The organism is Pseudomonas reidholzensis (genome assembly GCF_900536025.1).
In the GTDB taxonomy this organism is placed as follows: domain Bacteria; phylum Pseudomonadota; class Gammaproteobacteria; order Pseudomonadales; family Pseudomonadaceae; genus Aquipseudomonas; species Aquipseudomonas reidholzensis.
In genome coordinates, this window is record NZ_UNOZ01000013.1 from 371,635 (window position 1) to 390,009 (window position 18,375).

Annotated in this window: 18 protein-coding genes; 14 read left to right on the forward strand and 4 right to left on the reverse strand. The window is 62.9% G+C overall.

Going from position 1 to position 18,375, the window contains the following annotated elements:
- Position 1 precedes the first annotated feature (1 nt).
- The 7 genes from CCOS865_RS09760 to CCOS865_RS09790 all read left to right on the forward strand — a co-directional run bounded on the left by CCOS865_RS09760 (position 2) and on the right by CCOS865_RS09790 (position 9,015).
- Complete coding sequence (locus CCOS865_RS09760; RefSeq protein ID WP_119140192.1) at positions 2-307, forward strand: DUF6388 family protein; 306 nt, start codon at positions 2-4, stop codon at positions 305-307.
- A 240-nt stretch (positions 308-547) separates the two neighbouring features.
- Positions 548-1,861 carry a trigger factor gene (gene tig / locus CCOS865_RS09765; protein ID WP_119140193.1) on the forward strand — a complete coding sequence of 438 codons (1,314 nt, stop codon included), beginning with the start codon at positions 548-550 and terminating at the stop codon, positions 1,859-1,861.
- A 91-nt stretch (positions 1,862-1,952) separates the two neighbouring features.
- The gene (gene clpP, locus CCOS865_RS09770) at positions 1,953-2,594 is read left to right on the forward strand and encodes an ATP-dependent Clp endopeptidase proteolytic subunit ClpP (RefSeq protein WP_119140195.1); all 642 of its coding nucleotides are present in this window, start codon (positions 1,953-1,955) and stop codon (positions 2,592-2,594) included.
- Between the two features lie 108 nt (positions 2,595-2,702).
- A complete protein-coding gene (gene clpX / locus CCOS865_RS09775) occupies positions 2,703-3,986 on the forward strand; it encodes an ATP-dependent Clp protease ATP-binding subunit ClpX (protein ID WP_119140197.1) in 1,284 nt (427 codons plus the stop codon).
- Between the two features lie 154 nt (positions 3,987-4,140).
- On the forward strand, positions 4,141-6,537 hold the full coding sequence (gene lon, locus CCOS865_RS09780) for an endopeptidase La (protein WP_119140199.1): 2,397 nt from the start codon (positions 4,141-4,143) through the stop codon (positions 6,535-6,537).
- A 152-nt stretch (positions 6,538-6,689) separates the two neighbouring features.
- Positions 6,690-6,962, forward strand: coding sequence for a nucleoid-associated protein HU-beta (gene hupB, locus CCOS865_RS09785; protein WP_119140201.1), 273 nt, complete (start codon positions 6,690-6,692; stop codon positions 6,960-6,962).
- Between the two features lie 181 nt (positions 6,963-7,143).
- Complete coding sequence (locus tag CCOS865_RS09790; RefSeq protein WP_119140203.1) at positions 7,144-9,015, forward strand: SurA N-terminal domain-containing protein; 1,872 nt, start codon at positions 7,144-7,146, stop codon at positions 9,013-9,015.
- 75 nt (positions 9,016-9,090) lie between these two features.
- On the opposite strand, the gene CCOS865_RS09795 is transcribed toward CCOS865_RS09790, so the two are convergent.
- A complete protein-coding gene (locus tag CCOS865_RS09795) occupies positions 9,091-10,131 on the reverse strand; it encodes a patatin-like phospholipase family protein (RefSeq protein ID WP_119140205.1) in 1,041 nt (346 codons plus the stop codon).
- 155 nt (positions 10,132-10,286) lie between these two features.
- On the opposite strand from CCOS865_RS09795, the gene CCOS865_RS09800 reads away from it, so the two are divergent.
- The 3 genes from CCOS865_RS09800 (at position 10,287) to CCOS865_RS09810 (ending at position 12,253) form a co-directional block, all read left to right on the forward strand.
- Positions 10,287-10,565, forward strand: a complete 279-nt coding sequence (locus CCOS865_RS09800) for a hypothetical protein (RefSeq protein WP_027593946.1) — start codon at positions 10,287-10,289, stop codon at positions 10,563-10,565.
- Positions 10,566-10,579: 14 nt separating this feature from the next.
- On the forward strand, positions 10,580-11,347 hold the full coding sequence (locus CCOS865_RS09805) for a CHAD domain-containing protein (RefSeq protein WP_119140207.1): 768 nt from the start codon (positions 10,580-10,582) through the stop codon (positions 11,345-11,347).
- Between the two features lie 108 nt (positions 11,348-11,455).
- Positions 11,456-12,253, forward strand: a complete 798-nt coding sequence (locus CCOS865_RS09810; RefSeq protein ID WP_119140209.1) for an acyl-CoA thioesterase — start codon at positions 11,456-11,458, stop codon at positions 12,251-12,253.
- Here CCOS865_RS09810 and CCOS865_RS09815 read toward each other — a convergent pair whose 3' ends face one another.
- From CCOS865_RS09815 to CCOS865_RS09825, 3 genes are all read right to left on the reverse strand, one after another.
- Positions 12,254-12,622, reverse strand: coding sequence for an Mpo1-like protein (locus tag CCOS865_RS09815; RefSeq protein WP_119140211.1), 369 nt, complete (start codon positions 12,620-12,622; stop codon positions 12,254-12,256).
- A 75-nt stretch (positions 12,623-12,697) separates the two neighbouring features.
- A complete protein-coding gene (locus CCOS865_RS09820) occupies positions 12,698-14,176 on the reverse strand; it encodes a methyl-accepting chemotaxis protein (RefSeq protein WP_119140213.1) in 1,479 nt (492 codons plus the stop codon).
- A gap of 163 nt (positions 14,177-14,339) precedes the next feature.
- Positions 14,340-15,137 (reverse strand): TatD family hydrolase, encoded by a 798-nt coding sequence (locus tag CCOS865_RS09825; protein WP_119140215.1) that lies wholly within the window; start codon positions 15,135-15,137, stop codon positions 14,340-14,342.
- A 150-nt stretch (positions 15,138-15,287) separates the two neighbouring features.
- Between CCOS865_RS09825 and CCOS865_RS09830 the strand changes: the two genes are divergently transcribed.
- The 4 genes from CCOS865_RS09830 to greB all read left to right on the forward strand — a co-directional run bounded on the left by CCOS865_RS09830 (position 15,288) and on the right by greB (position 18,339).
- Positions 15,288-16,694 carry an MltF family protein gene (locus CCOS865_RS09830; protein ID WP_119140217.1) on the forward strand — a complete coding sequence of 469 codons (1,407 nt, stop codon included), beginning with the start codon at positions 15,288-15,290 and terminating at the stop codon, positions 16,692-16,694.
- A 114-nt stretch (positions 16,695-16,808) separates the two neighbouring features.
- Entirely contained in the window at positions 16,809-17,246 is a 438-nt protein-coding gene (locus CCOS865_RS09835; protein ID WP_119140219.1) for a DoxX family protein, read from the forward strand.
- A gap of 212 nt (positions 17,247-17,458) precedes the next feature.
- A complete protein-coding gene (locus tag CCOS865_RS09840) occupies positions 17,459-17,767 on the forward strand; it encodes a hypothetical protein (protein WP_119140221.1) in 309 nt (102 codons plus the stop codon).
- Between the two features lie 89 nt (positions 17,768-17,856).
- Positions 17,857-18,339 carry a transcription elongation factor GreB gene (gene greB, locus CCOS865_RS09845; RefSeq protein ID WP_119140223.1) on the forward strand — a complete coding sequence of 161 codons (483 nt, stop codon included), beginning with the start codon at positions 17,857-17,859 and terminating at the stop codon, positions 18,337-18,339.
- The last annotated feature ends 36 nt before the right edge of the window (positions 18,340-18,375 follow it).

An 18,375-nucleotide genomic window follows, 5' to 3' on the forward strand; every position in this document is an offset into this window, starting at 1 on the left:
CATGATTGCCAAAGAAGCTCGCCAGGCGCTGGCGCTGCAACGTTTCGCCGAGGCCAATCCGCAGATGCTCGAGGAAATCCGCGCGCTGGATGCCCGCGAGCAGGCTCAGCAGATCGAGTGGGCCTTCGAGGATGCGGCGCAGGAGCAGGGCATCGAGCCCTGGGAGTTGGCCCTGCAGTTGATCGCCGAAAGCCCTGAGCAGCTGCAGGCGATGCGCCTGGAGGTCCATCGCGAGGTGGCCGAAGCGCTGGGTATGGCGTGGGAAGAGTACTGCGCGTTCAACGAGATCGATCCCGAGCAGGGCTGACGATCGGTTGCGCTGCAGTTGTTTGACAAGGTTTTTCAGTCGCGCGCCGTGAACAGTGGCGCGCAGCCCTAACGGAGAGGGTCTGGCGCTCAATCGCCCGGGCCCTTGAATGAAATCGATCGGCGTGCTTTCCCGTCGTCCCGAGTGGGGTGACTTCTGGTGCGTGAGTCACTAGAATGTTTGCCCTTGATTCTGGAGTCGGGCTATCGCCGGCTAACGTCTGTGCAACGAGGAATATCCATGCAAGTTTCGGTTGAAAACACTTCCGCTCTCGAGCGCCGCATGACCATCGCCGTCCCGGCCGAGCGCGTCGAGACCGAAGTCACCAAGCGTCTGCAACAGACTGCCCGTCGCGCCAAGGTCCCAGGCTTCCGTCCTGGCAAGGTGCCAATGAGCGTCATCCGTCAGCGCTACGAAGCCGACGCCCGTCAGGAAGCCTTCGGCGACCTGATCCAGTCGTCCTTCTACGAAGCCGTTGTCGAGCAGAAGCTGAACCCGGCTGGCGCTCCGGCCGTCGAGCCGAAGTCCTTCGAAAAAGGCAAGGACCTGGAATTCGTCGCAATCTTCGAAGTGTTCCCTGAGTTCACCGTTGCCGGCTTCGACTCGATCAACGTCGAGCGCCTGAGCGCCGAAGTGGCCGACGCCGACCTGGACAACATGCTCGAAGTCCTGCGCAAGCAGAACACCCGCTTCGAAATCGTCGAGCGCGCTGCGCAGAACGACGACCAGGTCAACATCGACTTCGTTGGCAAGGTCGACGGCGTCGAGTTCGCCGGTGGTTCGGCCAAGGGCACCCAGCTGGTGCTGGGTTCCGGCCGCATGATCCCAGGCTTCGAAGATGGCCTGGTTGGCGCCAAAGCTGGCGAAGAGCGCGTTGTCAACGTGACCTTCCCAGAGGACTACCAGAACCTCGACCTGGCCGGCAAGGCCGCCGAGTTCACCATCACCGTCAACAGTGTTTCGGCGCCACAGCTGCCTGAGCTGAACGAAGAATTCTTCGCCCAGTTCGGCATCAAGGAATCGACCCTGGAAGGCTTCCGCACCGAAGTTCGCAAGAACATGGAGCGTGAACTGCGCCAGGCGATCAAGACCAAGGTGAAAAACCAGGTCATGGACGGTCTGCTGGCCGCCAACCCGATCGAAGTGCCGAAAGCGCTGCTGGAAAACGAAGTCAACCGTCTGCGCGTGCAAGCGGTTCAGCAGTTCGGTGGCAACATCAAGCCTGAGCAACTGCCGGTCGAGCTGTTCGAAGAGCAAGCCAAGCGTCGCGTCGTGCTGGGCCTGATCGTCGCTGAAGTGGTCAAGCAGTTCGACCTCAAGCCTGACGAAGACAAGGTTCGCGAAATGATCCAGGAAATGGCTTCCGCCTACCAGGAGCCAGAGCAGGTCATCAGCTGGTACTACAAGAACGACCAGCAAATGAACGAAGTGCGTTCGGTTGTGCTTGAAGAACAAGTTGTGGATACTGTCCTGCAGAAAGCGACTGTGACCGACAAATCGGTCTCGTACGAAGATGCAGTAAAACCAGCACAGGCTCCTGCCGAAGCTGAGTAACCTGCAGCTATCGTAGGAAACCCCCACAAGCCAGCCTTCGCGCTGGCTTGTGCGTTATCAAGCCATGACTATTTGGGAGTGAGTGCAGGACATGTCCCGCAATTCTTATATTCAGCAGAGCTCTGACATCCAGGCCGCAGGCGGCCTGGTCCCGATGGTTATCGAGCAGTCCGCCCGTGGCGAACGCGCCTATGACATCTACTCGCGCCTGTTGAAGGAGCGAGTGATCTTCCTGGTAGGTCCTGTAGAAGACTACATGGCCAACCTGGTCGTGGCGCAGATGCTGTTCCTCGAAGCGGAAAACCCGGACAAGGATATCCATCTCTACATCAACTCGCCGGGCGGTTCGGTGACTGCGGGCATGTCGATCTACGACACCATGCAGTTCATCAAGCCGGATGTCTCGACCATCTGCATCGGCCAGGCCTGCAGCATGGGCGCCTTCCTGTTGACCGCGGGTGCCAAGGGCAAGCGTCACTGCCTGCCGAACTCGCGCGTCATGATCCACCAGCCGCTTGGCGGCTTCCAGGGTCAGGCCACCGACATCCAGATCCACGCCCAGGAAATCCTCAGCATCAAGGCACGTCTCAACGAGCTGCTGGCCTACCACACCGGCCAGGACCTCGAGACCATCCAGCGTGATACTGAGCGTGACAACTTCATGAGCGCCCAGCGCGCGGCCGAGTACGGCCTGATCGACTCGGTATACGACAAGCGGCAACTGGTCTCCTGATCCTAGGGGCCAGAGCAGGTGGGTGCCAAAAGCGCCCACCTGCGGACTTGAAAAAGCCCGCAATTGCCTTCATCTTGTGTTTCAAGCCTACCGGATTGGATCGATCGAATGACTGACACCCGTAACGGCGAGGACAGCGGCAAATTGCTCTATTGCTCCTTCTGCGGCAAAAGCCAGCACGAAGTGCGCAAATTGATTGCCGGGCCCTCGGTATTTATCTGCGACGAGTGCGTCGACCTGTGCAACGACATCATCCGTGAGGAGGTGCAGGAAGCCCAGGCCGAGAGCAACGCGCACAAATTGCCTTCGCCGAAAGAAATCAGCGGCATCCTGGATCAGTACGTGATCGGTCAGGAGCGCGCTAAGAAGGTGCTTGCGGTAGCGGTCTACAACCACTACAAGCGCCTGAATCAGCGTGACAAGAAGGGCGACGAAGTCGAACTCGGCAAGAGCAACATCCTCCTGATCGGGCCAACTGGCTCGGGCAAGACCCTGCTCGCCGAAACCCTTGCACGCCTGTTGAACGTACCGTTCACCATTGCCGACGCCACCACCCTGACCGAAGCCGGTTATGTCGGTGAGGACGTCGAGAACATCATTCAGAAACTGCTGCAAAAGTGCGACTACGACGTGGAGAAGGCCCAGATGGGCATTGTCTACATCGACGAAATCGACAAGATTTCGCGCAAGTCGGACAACCCGTCGATCACCCGTGACGTTTCGGGCGAAGGCGTGCAGCAGGCGCTGTTGAAGCTGATCGAAGGCACCGTCGCTTCGGTACCGCCGCAAGGTGGCCGCAAGCACCCGCAACAGGAATTCCTGCAGGTTGATACCCGCAACATCCTGTTCATCTGCGGTGGCGCATTCTCGGGCCTTGAAAAGGTCATCCAGAACCGCTCCACCAAAGGTGGCATCGGTTTCGGTGCTGAAGTGCGCAGCAAGGAAGAAGGCAAGAAGGTTGGTGAGTCCCTGCGTGAAGTCGAGCCTGACGATCTGGTCAAGTTCGGTCTGATCCCGGAATTCGTTGGCCGTCTGCCGGTCCTGGCGACCCTCGACGAGCTGGATGAGGCTGCGTTGATGCAGATCCTCACCGAGCCGAAAAACGCCCTGACCAAGCAGTACGCCAAGCTGTTCGAGATGGAAAGCGTCGACCTCGAGTTCCGCAGCGATGCGCTCAAGGCCGTTGCCCGCAAAGCCCTGGAGCGCAAGACTGGCGCCCGTGGCCTGCGTTCGATCCTCGAAGGCGTGCTGCTCGACACCATGTACGAAATTCCTTCGCAGAAGGAAGTCAGCAAGGTGGTGATCGACGAGAGCGTTATCGAAGGCACCTCGCAGCCGCTGCTCATCTACGAGAACAGCGAGCCGCAAGCCAAAGCCGTACCGGACGCCTGATTCAGGCCGACGGTGGGTAAAAAGAAAGGGGCCTTCGGGCCCCTTTCTGCTTTTCCTGCTTCAACGCTTGTAATTTCCCAGGGCTGCCCCCACATTAGGTCCAAGCATCATTTCCACCGGTTTCCGGCCACAAGGCCGCTGTAGAGGCGAAATCATGAAGACCACCCTCGACTTGCCTCTTTTGCCATTGCGCGATGTCGTCGTTTATCCGCACATGGTCATCCCGCTGTTTGTGGGGCGCGAAAAATCCATCGAGGCCCTCGAGGCCGCGATGACCGGCGAAAAGCAGATCCTTCTGCTCGCCCAGAAAAACCCGGCCGACGATGATCCAGGCGAAGACGCCCTGTACCGCGTCGGTACCATTGCCACCGTTCTGCAGCTGCTGAAACTGCCCGACGGTACCGTCAAGGTACTGGTCGAAGGCGAGCAGCGTGGCGCGGTCGAGCGCTTTACCGAAGTCGATGGGCACGTGCGTGCCGAAGTCAGCCTGATCGAAGAAACCGACGCGCCCGAGCGCGAGTCGGAAGTCTTCGTGCGCAGCCTGCTGTCGCAGTTCGAACAGTATGTGCAGCTGGGCAAGAAGGTCCCTGCCGAAGTGCTCTCGTCGCTCAACAGCATCGAAGAGCCTGGTCGCCTCGTCGACACCATGGCCGCACACATGGCCCTGAAGATCGAGCAGAAGCAGGAGATCCTCGAGATCGTCGACCTGCAGACCCGTGTCGAGCACGTGTTGGCCCTGCTGGACGCTGAAATCGACCTGCTGCAGGTGGAAAAACGCATCCGCGGTCGGGTCAAGAAGCAAATGGAGCGCAGCCAGCGCGAGTACTACCTGAATGAGCAGATGAAGGCCATTCAGAAAGAGCTCGGTGATGGCGACGAAGGCCACAACGAAGTCGAAGAGCTGAAAAAGCGCATCGACGCCGCGGGCCTGCCCAAGGACGCCCTGGCCAAGGCCCAGGCCGAGCTGAACAAGCTCAAGCAGATGTCACCGATGTCGGCCGAAGCTACCGTGGTCCGGACGTACCTCGACTGGCTCGTGCAAGTGCCGTGGAAGGCCCAGAGCAAGGTGCGCCTTGACCTGGCCAAGGCCGAGGAAATCCTCGACGCCGACCATTACGGCCTGGAAGAGGTCAAGGAACGCATCCTTGAGTACCTCGCCGTGCAGAAGCGGGTGAAGAAGATCCGCGGCCCGGTGCTGTGCCTGGTCGGCCCGCCTGGCGTCGGCAAGACCTCGCTGGCCGAGTCGATCGCTACCGCGACCAACCGCAAGTTCGTGCGCATGGCCCTCGGTGGCGTGCGTGACGAGGCCGAGATCCGCGGCCACCGTCGCACCTACATCGGCTCCATGCCTGGCCGTCTGATCCAGAAGATGACCAAGGTAGGCGTACGCAACCCGCTGTTCCTGCTCGACGAGATCGACAAGATGGGCAGCGACATGCGTGGCGACCCGGCGTCGGCGTTGCTCGAAGTGCTCGACCCCGAGCAGAACCACAATTTCAACGACCATTACCTGGAAGTCGACTACGACCTTTCCGACGTGATGTTCCTGTGCACCTCGAACTCGATGAACATCCCGCCGGCGCTGCTCGACCGGATGGAAGTCATCCGCCTGCCGGGTTACACCGAGGACGAGAAGATCAACATCGCGGTCAAGTACCTGGTGCCCAAGCAGGTCAAGGCCAACGGTTTGAAGAAGGACGAGCTGGACGTCGACGTCAGCGCGATCCGCGACATCATCCGTTACTACACCCGCGAAGCCGGTGTGCGTGGCCTCGAGCGGCAGATCGCCAAGGTCTGCCGCAAGGTGGTCAAGGAACATACCGGGCAGAAACTGGTCAAGGTCAAGGTGGCTGGCGAGCAGCTCGAGCAATTGCTCGGCGTGCGCAAGTTCCGCTACGGCCTGGCCGAGCAGCAAGACCAGATCGGTCAGGTCACGGGCCTTGCCTGGACCCAGGTGGGCGGCGAACTGCTGACCATCGAAGCCGTGGTGATCCCGGGCAAGGGGCAGTTGATCAAGACCGGCTCGCTCGGCGATGTCATGGTCGAGTCGATCACCGCCGCGCAGACCGTGGTCCGCAGCCGTGCCCGCAGCCTGGGGATCGGCAACGACTTCCACGAGAAGCGTGACGTGCATATCCACATGCCAGAGGGCGCCACGCCGAAGGATGGGCCAAGTGCCGGTATCGGCATGTGCACCGCGCTGGTGTCGGCGCTGACGCAGATTCCGGTCCGTGCAGACGTCGCCATGACCGGTGAAATCACCCTGCGTGGGCAGGTGCTGGCGATCGGTGGCTTGAAGGAAAAACTGCTCGCGGCACACCGTGGGGGGATCAAGACGGTGATCATTCCAGAGGAGAATGTTCGCGATCTGAAGGAGATTCCGGAAAACATCAAACAGGATCTTCAGATCAAACCGGTCAAATGGATTGACGAAGTCCTCCAAATTGCGCTGCAATACGCCCCGGAGCCCTTGCCAGATGTGGCTCCGGAGATTGTCGCAAAGGATGAAAAGCGCGACAGCGATGCCAAGGAAAGAATCAGCACGCACTAATACGGTTTTCGCTGGGGGGCTTTCCTTGACAGTTTTTTCGGGCCCTTGTTATAAAGCGGCACGCCAGTGTCAACAGGCCACCCAGCGCTAGTTTCACACGCATTTCATTACATATTTAGAAACAAACTCAAATAGAGATAAGGGGACTTAGAGTGAACAAGTCGGAACTGATTGACGCTATCGCCGCATCTGCTGACATTTCCAAAGCCACCGCCGGTAAGGCGCTGGACGCCGTGATCGAATCCGTTACCGGTGCCCTGAAGCAAGGCGACGACGTGGTACTGGTAGGTTTCGGTACGTTCTCCGTCAAGGAGCGCGCTGAGCGCACCGGCCGTAACCCGCAAACCGGTAACGCCATCAAGATCGCCGCTGCCAAGGTTCCAGGCTTCAAAGCTGGTAAAGGCCTGAAAGACGCCGTCAACTAAGTCGTCTCTTCAGCCGGCCCGGGCATTGCTCGGGTCGACCGCGTGACGGCGGGACGCAAACGTTCCCGCCCGACACGCTCGCTTCGAGAAGGCGCATCTTCGGATGCGCCTTTCTTCTATCAGGACTCTACCCACGCTCCGCGGTTGACGACGCAGTGGTACAACCGTTTCTGGGGGACGCATGCTGCAGAATATCAGGGACAATTCACAGGGTTGGATTGCCAAGACCATCATCGGCCTTATCGTCGTACTGATGGCGTTGACTGGCTTCGAGGCCATTTTCCAGGCCGCCAGCCATAGCCAGGACGCCGCCAAGGTAAACGGCCAGACCATCAGCCAGAACGAGCTGAGCCAGGCCGTCGACATGCAGCGCCGCCAGCTGATGCAACAGCTGGGCAAGGATTTCGATCCTGCCTTGCTCGACGAGAAGATGCTGCGCGAAGCCGCGCTGAAAGGGCTGATCGACCGCAAACTGCTGTTGCAGGGTGCTGAAGACGCCAAGTTCGCTTTCTCCGAAGCCGCGCTGGATCAAGTGATCCTGCAGACGCCTGAGTTCCAGGTCGATGGCAAGTTCGACGCCAACCGTTTCGACCAGGTCATTCGCCAGATGGGCTATGGCCGCTTGCAGTTCCGCGAGATGCTGGCCGAAGAAATGCTCATCGGCCAGCTGCGCACCGGCCTTGCCGGCAGCAGCTTCGTCACTGACAAGCAGGTCGACGCCTTTGCCCGCCTGGAAAAGCAGACCCGCGATTTCGCTTCGCTGACCTTCAAGGCCAACCCGGCCGCCGTCAAGGTCAGCGATGAAGAGGTCAAGGCGCACTACGACCAGCACGCCAAGGAGTTCATGACGCCGGACCAGGTGGTCATCGACTACATCGAGCTGAAGAAGTCGTCGTTCTTCGATCAGGTCAAGGTCGACGAAGACCAGCTCAAGGCCCTCTACGAGAAAGAAATCGCCAACCTGGCCGAGCAGCGTCATGCCGCTCACATCCTGATCGACGTCAACGACAAGGTCACCGATGCCCAGGCCAAGGCACGTATCGAAGAGATCCAGCAGCGCCTGGCCAAGGGTGAGGACTTCGCCACGCTGGCGAAGGAGTTCTCCCAGGATCCGGGTTCGGCCACTACCGGTGGTGACCTCGGCTTTGCCGGCCCTGGCGTCTATGACCCAGCGTTCGAAGACGCCCTGTACCAGCTGAACAAGGACCAGGTTTCGCAGCCGGTGCGCACCGAGTTCGGCTACCACCTGATCAAGCTGCTGGGCGTCGAGGCACCTGAGGTGCCAAGCTTTGCCAGCCTGAAAGACAAGCTGTCGCGTGAGCTGAAGACCCAGCAGGTCGAGCAGCGCTTCGTCGAAGTGACCAAAGCGCTGGAAGACGCTGCCTTCGAAGCCTCCGACCTGGCCCAACCGGCCCAGGACCTGGGCCTCAAGGTGCAGACCTCGGCGCCGTTTGGCCGCGAGGGTGGCGAAGGCATCACCGCCAACCGTTCGGTGGTGCAGGCCGCGTTCAGCGAAGAAGTGATCGACGAAGGTTCCAACAGCAACGCCATCGAGCTGGACCCGGAAACCGTGATCGTCCTGCGTGCCAAGGAGCACCGCAAGCCAGAGCAACTGCCTCTGCAAGCGGTGGCCCAGCGCATCAGCGAGCACCTGGCCAAGGAGAAGGCGACTGCCGAACTCAAGGTCAAGGCTGACACGCTGATCGCCGGCCTGCGTGACGGTTCGATCAAGCCGGGCACTGCCCACGACGGCCAGACCTGGAAAACCCAGGAAGCGGTCACCCGCGGCCAGGACGGCATCGAGCCGGCCGAGCTGCAGGCCGTGTTCCGCCTGGCCAAGCCTGAAGGCAAGGACAAGCCGGAGTTCAGCAGCGTAGTCCTGGCTGATGGCAGCCTGGTGCTGGTGCAGCTCAAAGGCGTCAACGAAGGCGCTGCGGCCACTGACGAGGAGAAGCAGCAGATCCGTCGCTACCTCGCCTCGCGTGCCGGCCAGCAGGACTTCGCGGCTTACCGCAAGCAGCTGGAAGCCACCGCCGATATCACTCGCTACTGAGTGCACCTCGGATAACACGACAGGCCGCTTATGCGGCCTGTCGTGTTTCTGCAATCCGGTTGTTCAGGCTGGGGACTAGCGTCGCTTGCCCTCATAGGTATCCAGGGTATCGCGGGCAATCTCCCGCCCCAGCGCAATCAGCTCCGGCGCCTTGTAGAACTCGAAGAACTGGCACACCCGCTTGGGCACGTTGATCAGGATGTCGGGCGGGTACCCGGCGATCTTGTACTGCGCCAGCGAGGTCTGCATCACCTCGAAGCTCTGGTTGATCAAGTCCAGCAGCGACGCGGGGCCGACGTTGTCGATGATGAACGAGCCGGTCGCCGACTTGGGTGCGCCGCTGCTCTCTGGCGCCGCCGCTGGCTGCTGACCCTCAGGATTGGCGGCTTCGCCCAGCCAGGGGTTGGGCACAGACAGGCTTTCGGCGTTGATTTCCTGGTCGAGGCGGATCATCTGCTCGGCGGGCCGGCGGCGAAACGGCAGGCGTGAACCCACCGAGTCGATCAGCGCATCGAAGCGCTTCTTGAACGCCGCCGGCCGCTCGATCACCGGCAACTGGTACTGGTTCTGGTTGGTCGCGTTGAGGTTGACCGCGATGATCAGGTCGCAGTGGCTGGACACCACCGGGACGATCGGCAGCGGGTTGAGAATGCCGCCATCGACCAGCATGCGATTGCCTTGCACCACCGGCGTGAACAGGCTGGGAATCGCCGCCGAGGCGCGCATGGCTTGATGCAGGCAGCCCTCCTGGAACCAGATTTCCTGCTGGTTGGTGAGGTCGGTGGCCACTGCCGTGTAGGGGATGCGCAACTGCTCGATGTTGATCTCGCCGACGATCTTGCGGATCTGCCCAAACACCTTGTCGCCGCGAATCGCCCCCAGGCGAAAGCTGACGTCGACCAGGCGCAGTACATCGAGGTAGTCCAGGCTCTCGATCCAGTTGCGGTACTCGTCGAGCTTGCCCGCGGCATACACGCCGCCGACCACGGCCCCCATCGAACACCCCGCGATGCAGGCGATGTCATACCCGCGCCGTTCGATTTCCTCGATCACCCCGATGTGTGCATACCCGCGCGCTCCACCCGACCCCAATACCAACGCGACACGTTTGCTCATGATATTCCCTCGCGGCTGTGCAAGCATGGGTCAACAATGCACCTATTGCGGCCTGTGCTTCAATGCCATGTGTGCTGAACTACCCTTGGGCAGGGCACTTTTCGATTGCCCGTGCGTCGAACTGCCACTCTCTCGTTCACTTTGAGGTAATACCGATGAAAGCCTGGATCTGCCTTCCACTGATTGCCCTGGCCCTGGCTGGCTGCGCGGGCAAGACGGCCTACCGTGACAGCTGCGCGACCCAGCTGGATGCCGCCTGGAAGGAGCTCGACCTGGCCAAGGCCGAAGGCTTCGCCGGCACTGTGAGTTACTCCAAGGCACTGTCGCTGCTGACCGGTGCCAAGACCCAGCAGCAGTTCGAAGGTTTCGAGGGCTGCACCAAGAAGGCCGAGAAGGCACGCTTCTACATTCGTGAGTCGCGCGCCGGCCGTTGAACAAGGAGCGCCTTATGTCCGCCATGCTCGATCATGTGGTCGCCCAGGTCCTGACCTTGCACGTACGCCTGCTGGCGTGCCGCGAGCGCCTTGCGGCCGATGTCGACAGCGAAGCCCTGCACGACCTGCGCACCTCCACCCGGCGCCTGCGTAGCCTGCTGCGGCCCTTGCGCGGGTTGCCTGCGGTCGAGCAGCTGGAGCAGGCGGCCGAGGCCCTCGGCACGCTGACCACGCCGCTGCGCGACCGCGAGGTGCTCGCTGCCGAGCTGCTCGGGCGCGGCCTGCAGCAGGCGGCCCAGCAGCGTCTGCAGGGCAGGGCGGCGACCTTTGCCGGTGTCGCGGGCAGTGCCGAGCTCACACGCATGCTGGCGATCGTCGATGCGTTCCCGGTGTTCCTGCGCGCTGCGGACCGAGAAGGCCTGGTCGATGGCCTGGGCAAGCGTATCGACAAGCGCCTGCACAGCCAGTGGCGCAAGCTTGAGAAAGGCCTGAAAGACCCCGCCCACGACCGCCATCGCCTGCGCCTGCTGATCAAGCGGGTACGCTATGGCGATGACGCCTATCCGCAGCTCGATCATGCCGGCAGCAAGTTGCAGCGCCTGCTCAAGCGCGCGCAGGGAGACCTGGGTGACTGGCACGATCGCCTGCAATGGTTGCTGCAGGTGCCCCAGCACCCCGACCTGGCGCCCTGTCAGGCCACCTGGGAGGCGGAGCTGCACCAGGCCGAGGCGAAGTCCGACATCACCCTGCAACGCCTGCAAGACGCTCTGGCGCGCCGATAGCGCGTGCGAATAGCCCCTGCAAATGACCGATATGCGGGCTGCTCGCCAGCCCTGCGCTGGTTAACATCAGGCCTTGCCCCATTGTCTGTCCAGGTGTCGAGGAACCCCATGAACTTCACGCAATTGCTGACGGCAGTGCGCCAGTCTGCTGAAACCGTCACCGTGCCGGCCGATTGGGCCCAGGGCCGGGCCGCATTTGGTGGCCTGATGGCCGCGATGGTCTATGAGGCCATGCGCGCCAGGCTGGTCGACGAGCGTCCGGTGCGCTCCCTGGCGATCACCTTTGTCGGCCCCGCTGCACCTGATGTGCCGATCAGCTTCGAGGTCGAGGTGCTGCGCGAGGGCAAGGCGGTCAGCACGCTGCTTGGCCGTGCGGTCCAGGCAGGGCAGGTGGTGACCTTGGTGCAGGGCAGCTTCGGCGCGGGGCGCCCCTCGGCGGTCGAGGTGCACGCGCAGCCGCCGCTCGAGATGAAGCCGCTCGATCAGGCCGCCCCCGAACTGCCTTACATCAAAGGGGTGACGCCGGAGTTCATGCGCCACGTAGCGCTGCGCTGGGCGATCGGCGGCCTGCCGTTCAGCGGCAACAGCTCACGCCACATGGGCGGCTGGGTGCGCCTGCGCGACGTTGCCGAGGGGCCAGTCGATCCCGCCCACCTGCTGGCCCTGGTCGATGCCTGGCCACCCAGCGTGCTGCCGATGCTCAAGCAGCCGGCGGCGGGCAGTACCCTGACCTGGACCATCGAATTCGTCCAGCCCACGCCGCGCCTGAGCACCCTCGACTGGTGCCAGTACTGCGTCGAGACCGAGTATGCGCGCGATGGCTACGGACACGCCTCGGCCGCCCTGTGGACGGCCGAGGGGGAGTTGCTGGCACTCAGCCGGCAGACGGTGACGGTGTTCGCCTAGCTAGCGGTGGTGCTTGTGGCGCTCGCGCCAGGCTCGCCACCAGGCGCCGCTGAGGACGAACCGGGGGAAGGTGATGAACTGCTCGGTGAGCAGGCGTTTGACGGCGTCTTTGCGGTTGGCGAAGGGTTCGGGCTGCTCGGCCTCCAGGCGGTGGCCGTGGCGTTGCAGGCCCAGCCCGGCGATCAGGGCAATGACCCCCACCGCGATCTGCCCGAGGTCGAAGCCGAACAGCCCTGACAGCACCAGCAGTGCGCCAAGGATGAACAACGGCACGGCAATCAGGTGCAGTACCAGGTTGGCCGGGTGGCGATGGTTGTTGGGGTAGCCACGCCATTGCCAGGCGGGCAGGTTAGGCAGGCGTTTGCTCATTGGACAATTCCTCTCGGTATGCCCAAAGCTTAGTGCGGCCCCGGCAAGGGGGCCAATCGAGGCTGGCTATCATCACTATAGCTTGAGCTGGCCGATGGCTTTGTTGAGCTCGCCGGCCAGGGTCGCCAGCTCGTTGCTGGTGGTCGCCGAGCCGACGGTCTGCTGGACGGTCTGCTCGGTGACGTCGCGAATGCTCACCACCGCCCGGTTCATCTCTTCGGCGACCTGGCTCTGCTGCTCGGCGGCCACCGCGATCTGGGTGTTGCTCTCGCGCATCTGCGCCACCGCACCGGTAATGTCCGCCAGCGACTCACCGGCCTCGCGGGCCTGCTTGACGCAGTCGTCGGCCTTGTACGAACTCTCCTGCATGAAATCGACCGCATCGCGGGTGCCCGCCTGCAGCGCCGAGACCATCTCGGTGATCTCGTCGGTGGAGGTCTGCACGCGCTTGGCCAGGTTGCGCACCTCATCGGCGACCACCGCGAAGCCGCGTCCGAGGTCGCCGGCGCGGGCCGCTTCGATGGCGGCATTGAGAGCCAGCAGGTTGGTCTGTTCGGCGATGCTGTGGATCACCCCGACCACGCTGTTGATCTTCTGGCTGTCTTCCGCCAGTTGGCGAATCATCTCGGCGGTCTGCTGCACGCCGCTGGACAAGCCGGCAATCGAGTCCTGCACCCGGCTGACCACCGCCTGGCCGCTGCCGGCGAGGGTGTCGGCGGTCTGCGAGAGGTCGCGGGTGGCACCGGCGTGCTGGGCGATATGGTGCACGGTGGCGGACATTTCATTGATTGCCGTGGCGGCCTGGTCGGTCTCGCTCTGCTGGCCGAGCATGCCCTGGCGGACGTCGTTCATGCTCGCCGCCAGGCGCGCCGCGCCGGCGTCGAGCTGGGCCGCCGTGCGCGCAACGGTGCTGACCACCCGGTGATAGGTGGACTGCATGGCGTTGAACGCCCCGGCCATCTGGCCCACCTCATCGCCGCAGGCCAGCGGCACGCGGGCCGACAGGTCGCCGGTCTTCTCGACGTGCAGCATGACGTCCTTGAGTGTGTTGAGCTGGCTGAGCAAGAAGCGGATGAGCAACTGCGACGCGCCGAGCATGGCCAGCATCAGGATCATCACGCACACGGCGTAGTTGCTGAAGCGCTCGACGAACACCTGGCGCAGGCTGGGCGACTGGGCCACCACGGCCAGTTGCTGGTCACCTTGGCGCAGCACCTGGGCGCCGTGCACCGGGTTGTCGCCCAGCAGCGCGGCGCTGGGCAGTTCGACCCAGCCCTGGGCATTGCCAAGCGCCGGCAGTGGCGCACCGGCATAGCTCGGGGTCTGGCCGGCTTGCCAGGTGATCACGTTCGCTTGCTTGGGCAGGGCTTGCCCGGCAGGCCAGGCGGCAATCAGTTGTGCCTGTGCCTGGGCTTGCGCGCGCGCACCCTCGGCGCGGGCCTGCTGCTCCAGGTGCACGGCGTACAGCACCAGCAGCAGGGTGGTGACAAAGGCCACTGCGTTGACGGCCCAGAACTTGTACTTCAAGGAAATATTGCTAAGCCAGGCACCCATGGTAGGTCTTCTCTGAGTTGAGCGGAAACAGTATTGGCAAGGTGCCATCATTGTGTCCGCTTGCTTCAGAGTGAGTCTTGATATGCATCAAGAAACCACCCCCGACAGGATCACCCCGGGACCCTGTGGGAGCGGGTTTACCCGCGAAAAGTGCGACGCGCAGTCAGGGCAGGTTAAAGAACTGGCGCGCACATTCAGTGGTGTGTCGCGCGGTATGTTCCAGTGTCTCACCCCGATGCAACGCCACCTCGCGCAGCACCTCAGGCAGAAACGCCGGCTCATTGCGGCCGCTTTTCGGCTTGGGCCGCAGGCTGCGTGGCAGCAGGTACGGCGCATCGCTCTCGAGCATCAGCCGGCCCTCGGGGATGTTGCCTACCAGCGGGTGCAGGTGGGTGCCGCGGCGCTCGTCGCAGATCCAGCCGGTGATGCCGATGTGCAGGTCCAGGTCGAGGTAAGCGAACAGCGCCTCGCGCTCGCCAGTGAAGCAGTGCACGACTGCGGCAGGCAGATGATCGCGGTAGTCCTTGAGGATCGCCAGCAGCCGCTCGCTGGCATCACGCTCATGCAGGAACACCGGCAGGCGCAACTCGGCAGCCAGGGCCAGTTGCGCTTCCAGTGCCTGCTCCTGCTGTGGGTGAGGGGAGAAGTCGCGGTTGAAGTCCAGGCCGCACTCACCCACCGCCTTGACCCGCGGTTGCTCGAGCAACTGGCGCAGTCGGCGGTCGCTGTCGGCCACCCAGCTCTTGGCGTCGTGAGGGTGCACGCCAGCCGTGGAGAACAGCCGCTGGCCCGGCGCGTCCAGTTGCTGGCACAGCTCCAGGGCATGCTCGCTACCGTCCAGGCTGGTGCCGGTGAGGACCATCTGCACCACGCCAGCCTGCACCGCACGCTCGACAACCTCGGCCTGCTTGTCGTGGAAGCTGCTGTTGGTCAGGTTGACGCCAATATCGATCAGTTGCATGGTGCTACCTCGTGCTGCGGGGCCGTCAGCATAGCAAAAACCCCTGATTTCACGAAAAATCCAAGAACTTCAATCGTTTGCCATGGTCTTTTGACGTCATTTGTCACCGCCTTGTTGGCGCCAGCCCACCGCTTTCGGATACGTCTTCGCATGCAGCGACCGTTGCTGACCCTGCTGTTGATCTTCGGCCTGTTGTTCGCGGGCCCGGCCAGCGCACGCCTGCCCGGGCCGCTGCAGACCAGCGCGAACAGCCAGCCACGCGACCTCCCGCAAGTGCGCAGCACCAAGGAATTGCGCGTGCTGGTCAACCAGAGCCGCAACAGCTCTGGCGAGATCAAGGGTGAGCCGGTGGGCGTCGAATACCACCGCCTGCGGGCTCTTGAGCACTACCTCAATGGGCGTGAACGCCAGGGCCAGCTGATCAAGGTCAAGCTCATCCCGCGCGCCAAGGAACAGCTGCTCGGTGCCTTGCAGCGTGGCGAGGGCGACCTTGCCGCGCCCGGCGAACTGCTCGATCCCGGCCTGGTGCGGGGCGTGAGCGGCAGTGCGCCAGTCGTCGACCAGGTGGCGTTGCTGCTGGTCGGGCGCAAGGGCGAGCGCAGCTTCAGCCGGGTCGAGCAGCTGTCCGGGCGGACCATCGCCCTGACCAGCGCCAGTGGCGCCGGCGCAGTGATCCAGGCGCTCAACCAGCAACTGGCGTTACGCAAGCGTGCGCCGATCAAGGTGGAATGGGTCGACCCGACGCTGGCGGTCGAGGATGTGCTGGAGATGGTCCAGGCCGGTATCTATCACCTCACCGTGGTCGAGCGGCCGATCGCCCAGCGCTGGGCCCGGGTCATGCCGCGCCTGCGCCTGGACACCCGCCTGCAGCTGGGCCAGCCGCAGGCCGTGCGCTGGTACGTGGGCCGCGATGCGACCTTGCTGCTGGAGACCGTCGACCGTTTTCTGGCGGGTTACCGAGCCCCGGAGAACCAGGACGCCGCCTTTGAACGGATCTACCGGCGCCAGTACCGGGTGCATGACCCGCTCGCCCGGCAGGACCGCCAGCGCCTGCAGTCGGTGCGCGCGGTGTTGCAGAAGCACGGCCAGGCGCAGCAGATCGACTGGCTCAACCTGGCCGCACTGGCGTTCAAGGAGTCCACGCTCAACCCGGCGGCACGCGGCACCGGCGGTGCCCATGGGCTGATGCAGATCACCCCGGCAGCGGCGCAGCGGGTAGGGGTGAGCAACACCGCGACGGTGGATGGCAATGTCCAGGCCAGCGCCCGCTACCTGGCGTTGATCCGCCGTAAATTCTTTGCCAGCCCCCAACTCAACGAGCGTGAGCGCATGGCGTTTATCCTGGCGGCCTACAACCTCGGCCCGGAGCGGGTCCAGGCCATGCGTGCCGAGGCGCGTCGGCGCGGGCTCAATGGCAACCAATGGTTCTTCCAGACCGAGCGCATCGCCATGGAGCAGGTGGGCATGGGGCCGGTCAACTTCGTCAACAGCGTCAACAAGTACTTCCTGGCATTCAATCGCGAGCGCGCTGCGCTGGAGCGGGTGGCCAAGCGCTGACAAATCGATATGGTCGATAGTTAGTACGCATTTTTTGCGATTTTACTATTTATTATTTTGATTAAGATGGCGCCCATCCCAACACAACACTGAATTGCTCAAGGAAGTCTCACCATGAACACCACCACCCTCAACGCCCTGTTCTCCACCCGTGCCGGCGCTGGCATGAGCGTCATCCGCATCCTCGTCGGCGTGATCTTCATGGCCCACGGCGCGCAGAAGCTGTTCGGCCTGTTCGGTGGCTACGGCCTGGAAGGCACCGGCCAGTGGATGGAAAGCATCGGCCTGGCGCCGGGCTACCTGATGGCCTTGCTCTCCGGTAGCGCCGAGTTCTTCGGCGGCCTGGCCCTGGTGATCGGCCTGCTGGCGCGCCCCGCGGCCCTGGCGCTGAGCGTGACCCTGGTAGTGGCGATTCTCTCGGTGCACATCGGCAACGGCCTGTTCATGGCCAACAACGGCTATGAATTCGCCCTGGCCTTGCTCGCCGGCACCGTGGCGGTGCTCATCGAAGGTGCCGGTCGTTTCTCGCTGGACCGCCTGATCGCCCGCTGACACACGGCTGCAACGAGAAAACCGCAAGCTGCCAGTAGCGACTACTTGCAGCTTGCGGTTTGACGCTCTAGGATAACGCTTGCGCCGATTTAAACAGCTACTTGCGGGGCGCAGGAGAGGCCTCGACGGCCCTCCGAAATACCGCTAAAGCGCTGGTTCGGTGACGCCTCCCACCGCTGCCCAGCGGGATTCGCGAGGCGGAGATAATCTCCATGAGTTGTCCACGTACCAGTGTCTGCCTGACCCCTCTGCCTGCCAACCAGGCCTCCCGTACGCCGCGCATCCTGCTCGGCGGCCAGCATCAACCTACCTTGCTGCGTCACCTCGACGGTTTTTCGCGGCGTAAAGGCCAGGCCCGTGCCTTTCTCATCCAGTTCGCCGAAACCTTCGCGCTGCTCGATCAGTATGCGGCCGATCGCTTCGATCTGGCGGTGATCCAGGCGCCTGCGGCCGACCAGGCCGCCGAGGTCATCGGTCATCTCACCCGCATCGCCCGCCAAGGCCTGATCACCCGTGCTTGAGCGGCGTGTCGCGCTGGGCTTTTTTCGGTAAGCTCGGCGCTTCGGTCAGCCTCTGTTGCTCGCCGGGCAAGCGCTGAGGAGAACGCCGTTTGAGCACCAACATCATCACTGCCGAAGGTCATCAGGCGCTCAAGCAGGAGCTTGATCATCTGTGGCGCGTGTACCGCCCCGAGATCACCCAGAAGGTCGCGTGGGCGGCGTCGCTCGGTGACCGCAGCGAAAACGCCGATTACCAGTACAACAAGAAGCTCCTGCGCGAGATCGACCGCCGCGTGCGCTACCTGCGCAAGCGCCTCGAGGACGTCAAGGTGGTGGCCTATTCGCCCGAGCAGGAAGGCCGGGTGTTCTTCGGTGCCTGGGTGGAGATCGACAACGATGAGGGCGAGATCCTGAAATTCCGCGTTGTCGGCTATGACGAGATCTACGGGCGCAACGACTACATCTCGATCGACTCACCGATGGCCCGCGCGCTGCTCAAGAAGGAGGAGGGCGATGAGGTGGTGGTGCAGACCCCGACCGGCGAGGCGACCTGGTATATCGCGCGGATCCATTACGGCGTGAGTCAGGCGTAAGCAACGGCGTCGCTGCGGTCGGCAACGACGCCGCTC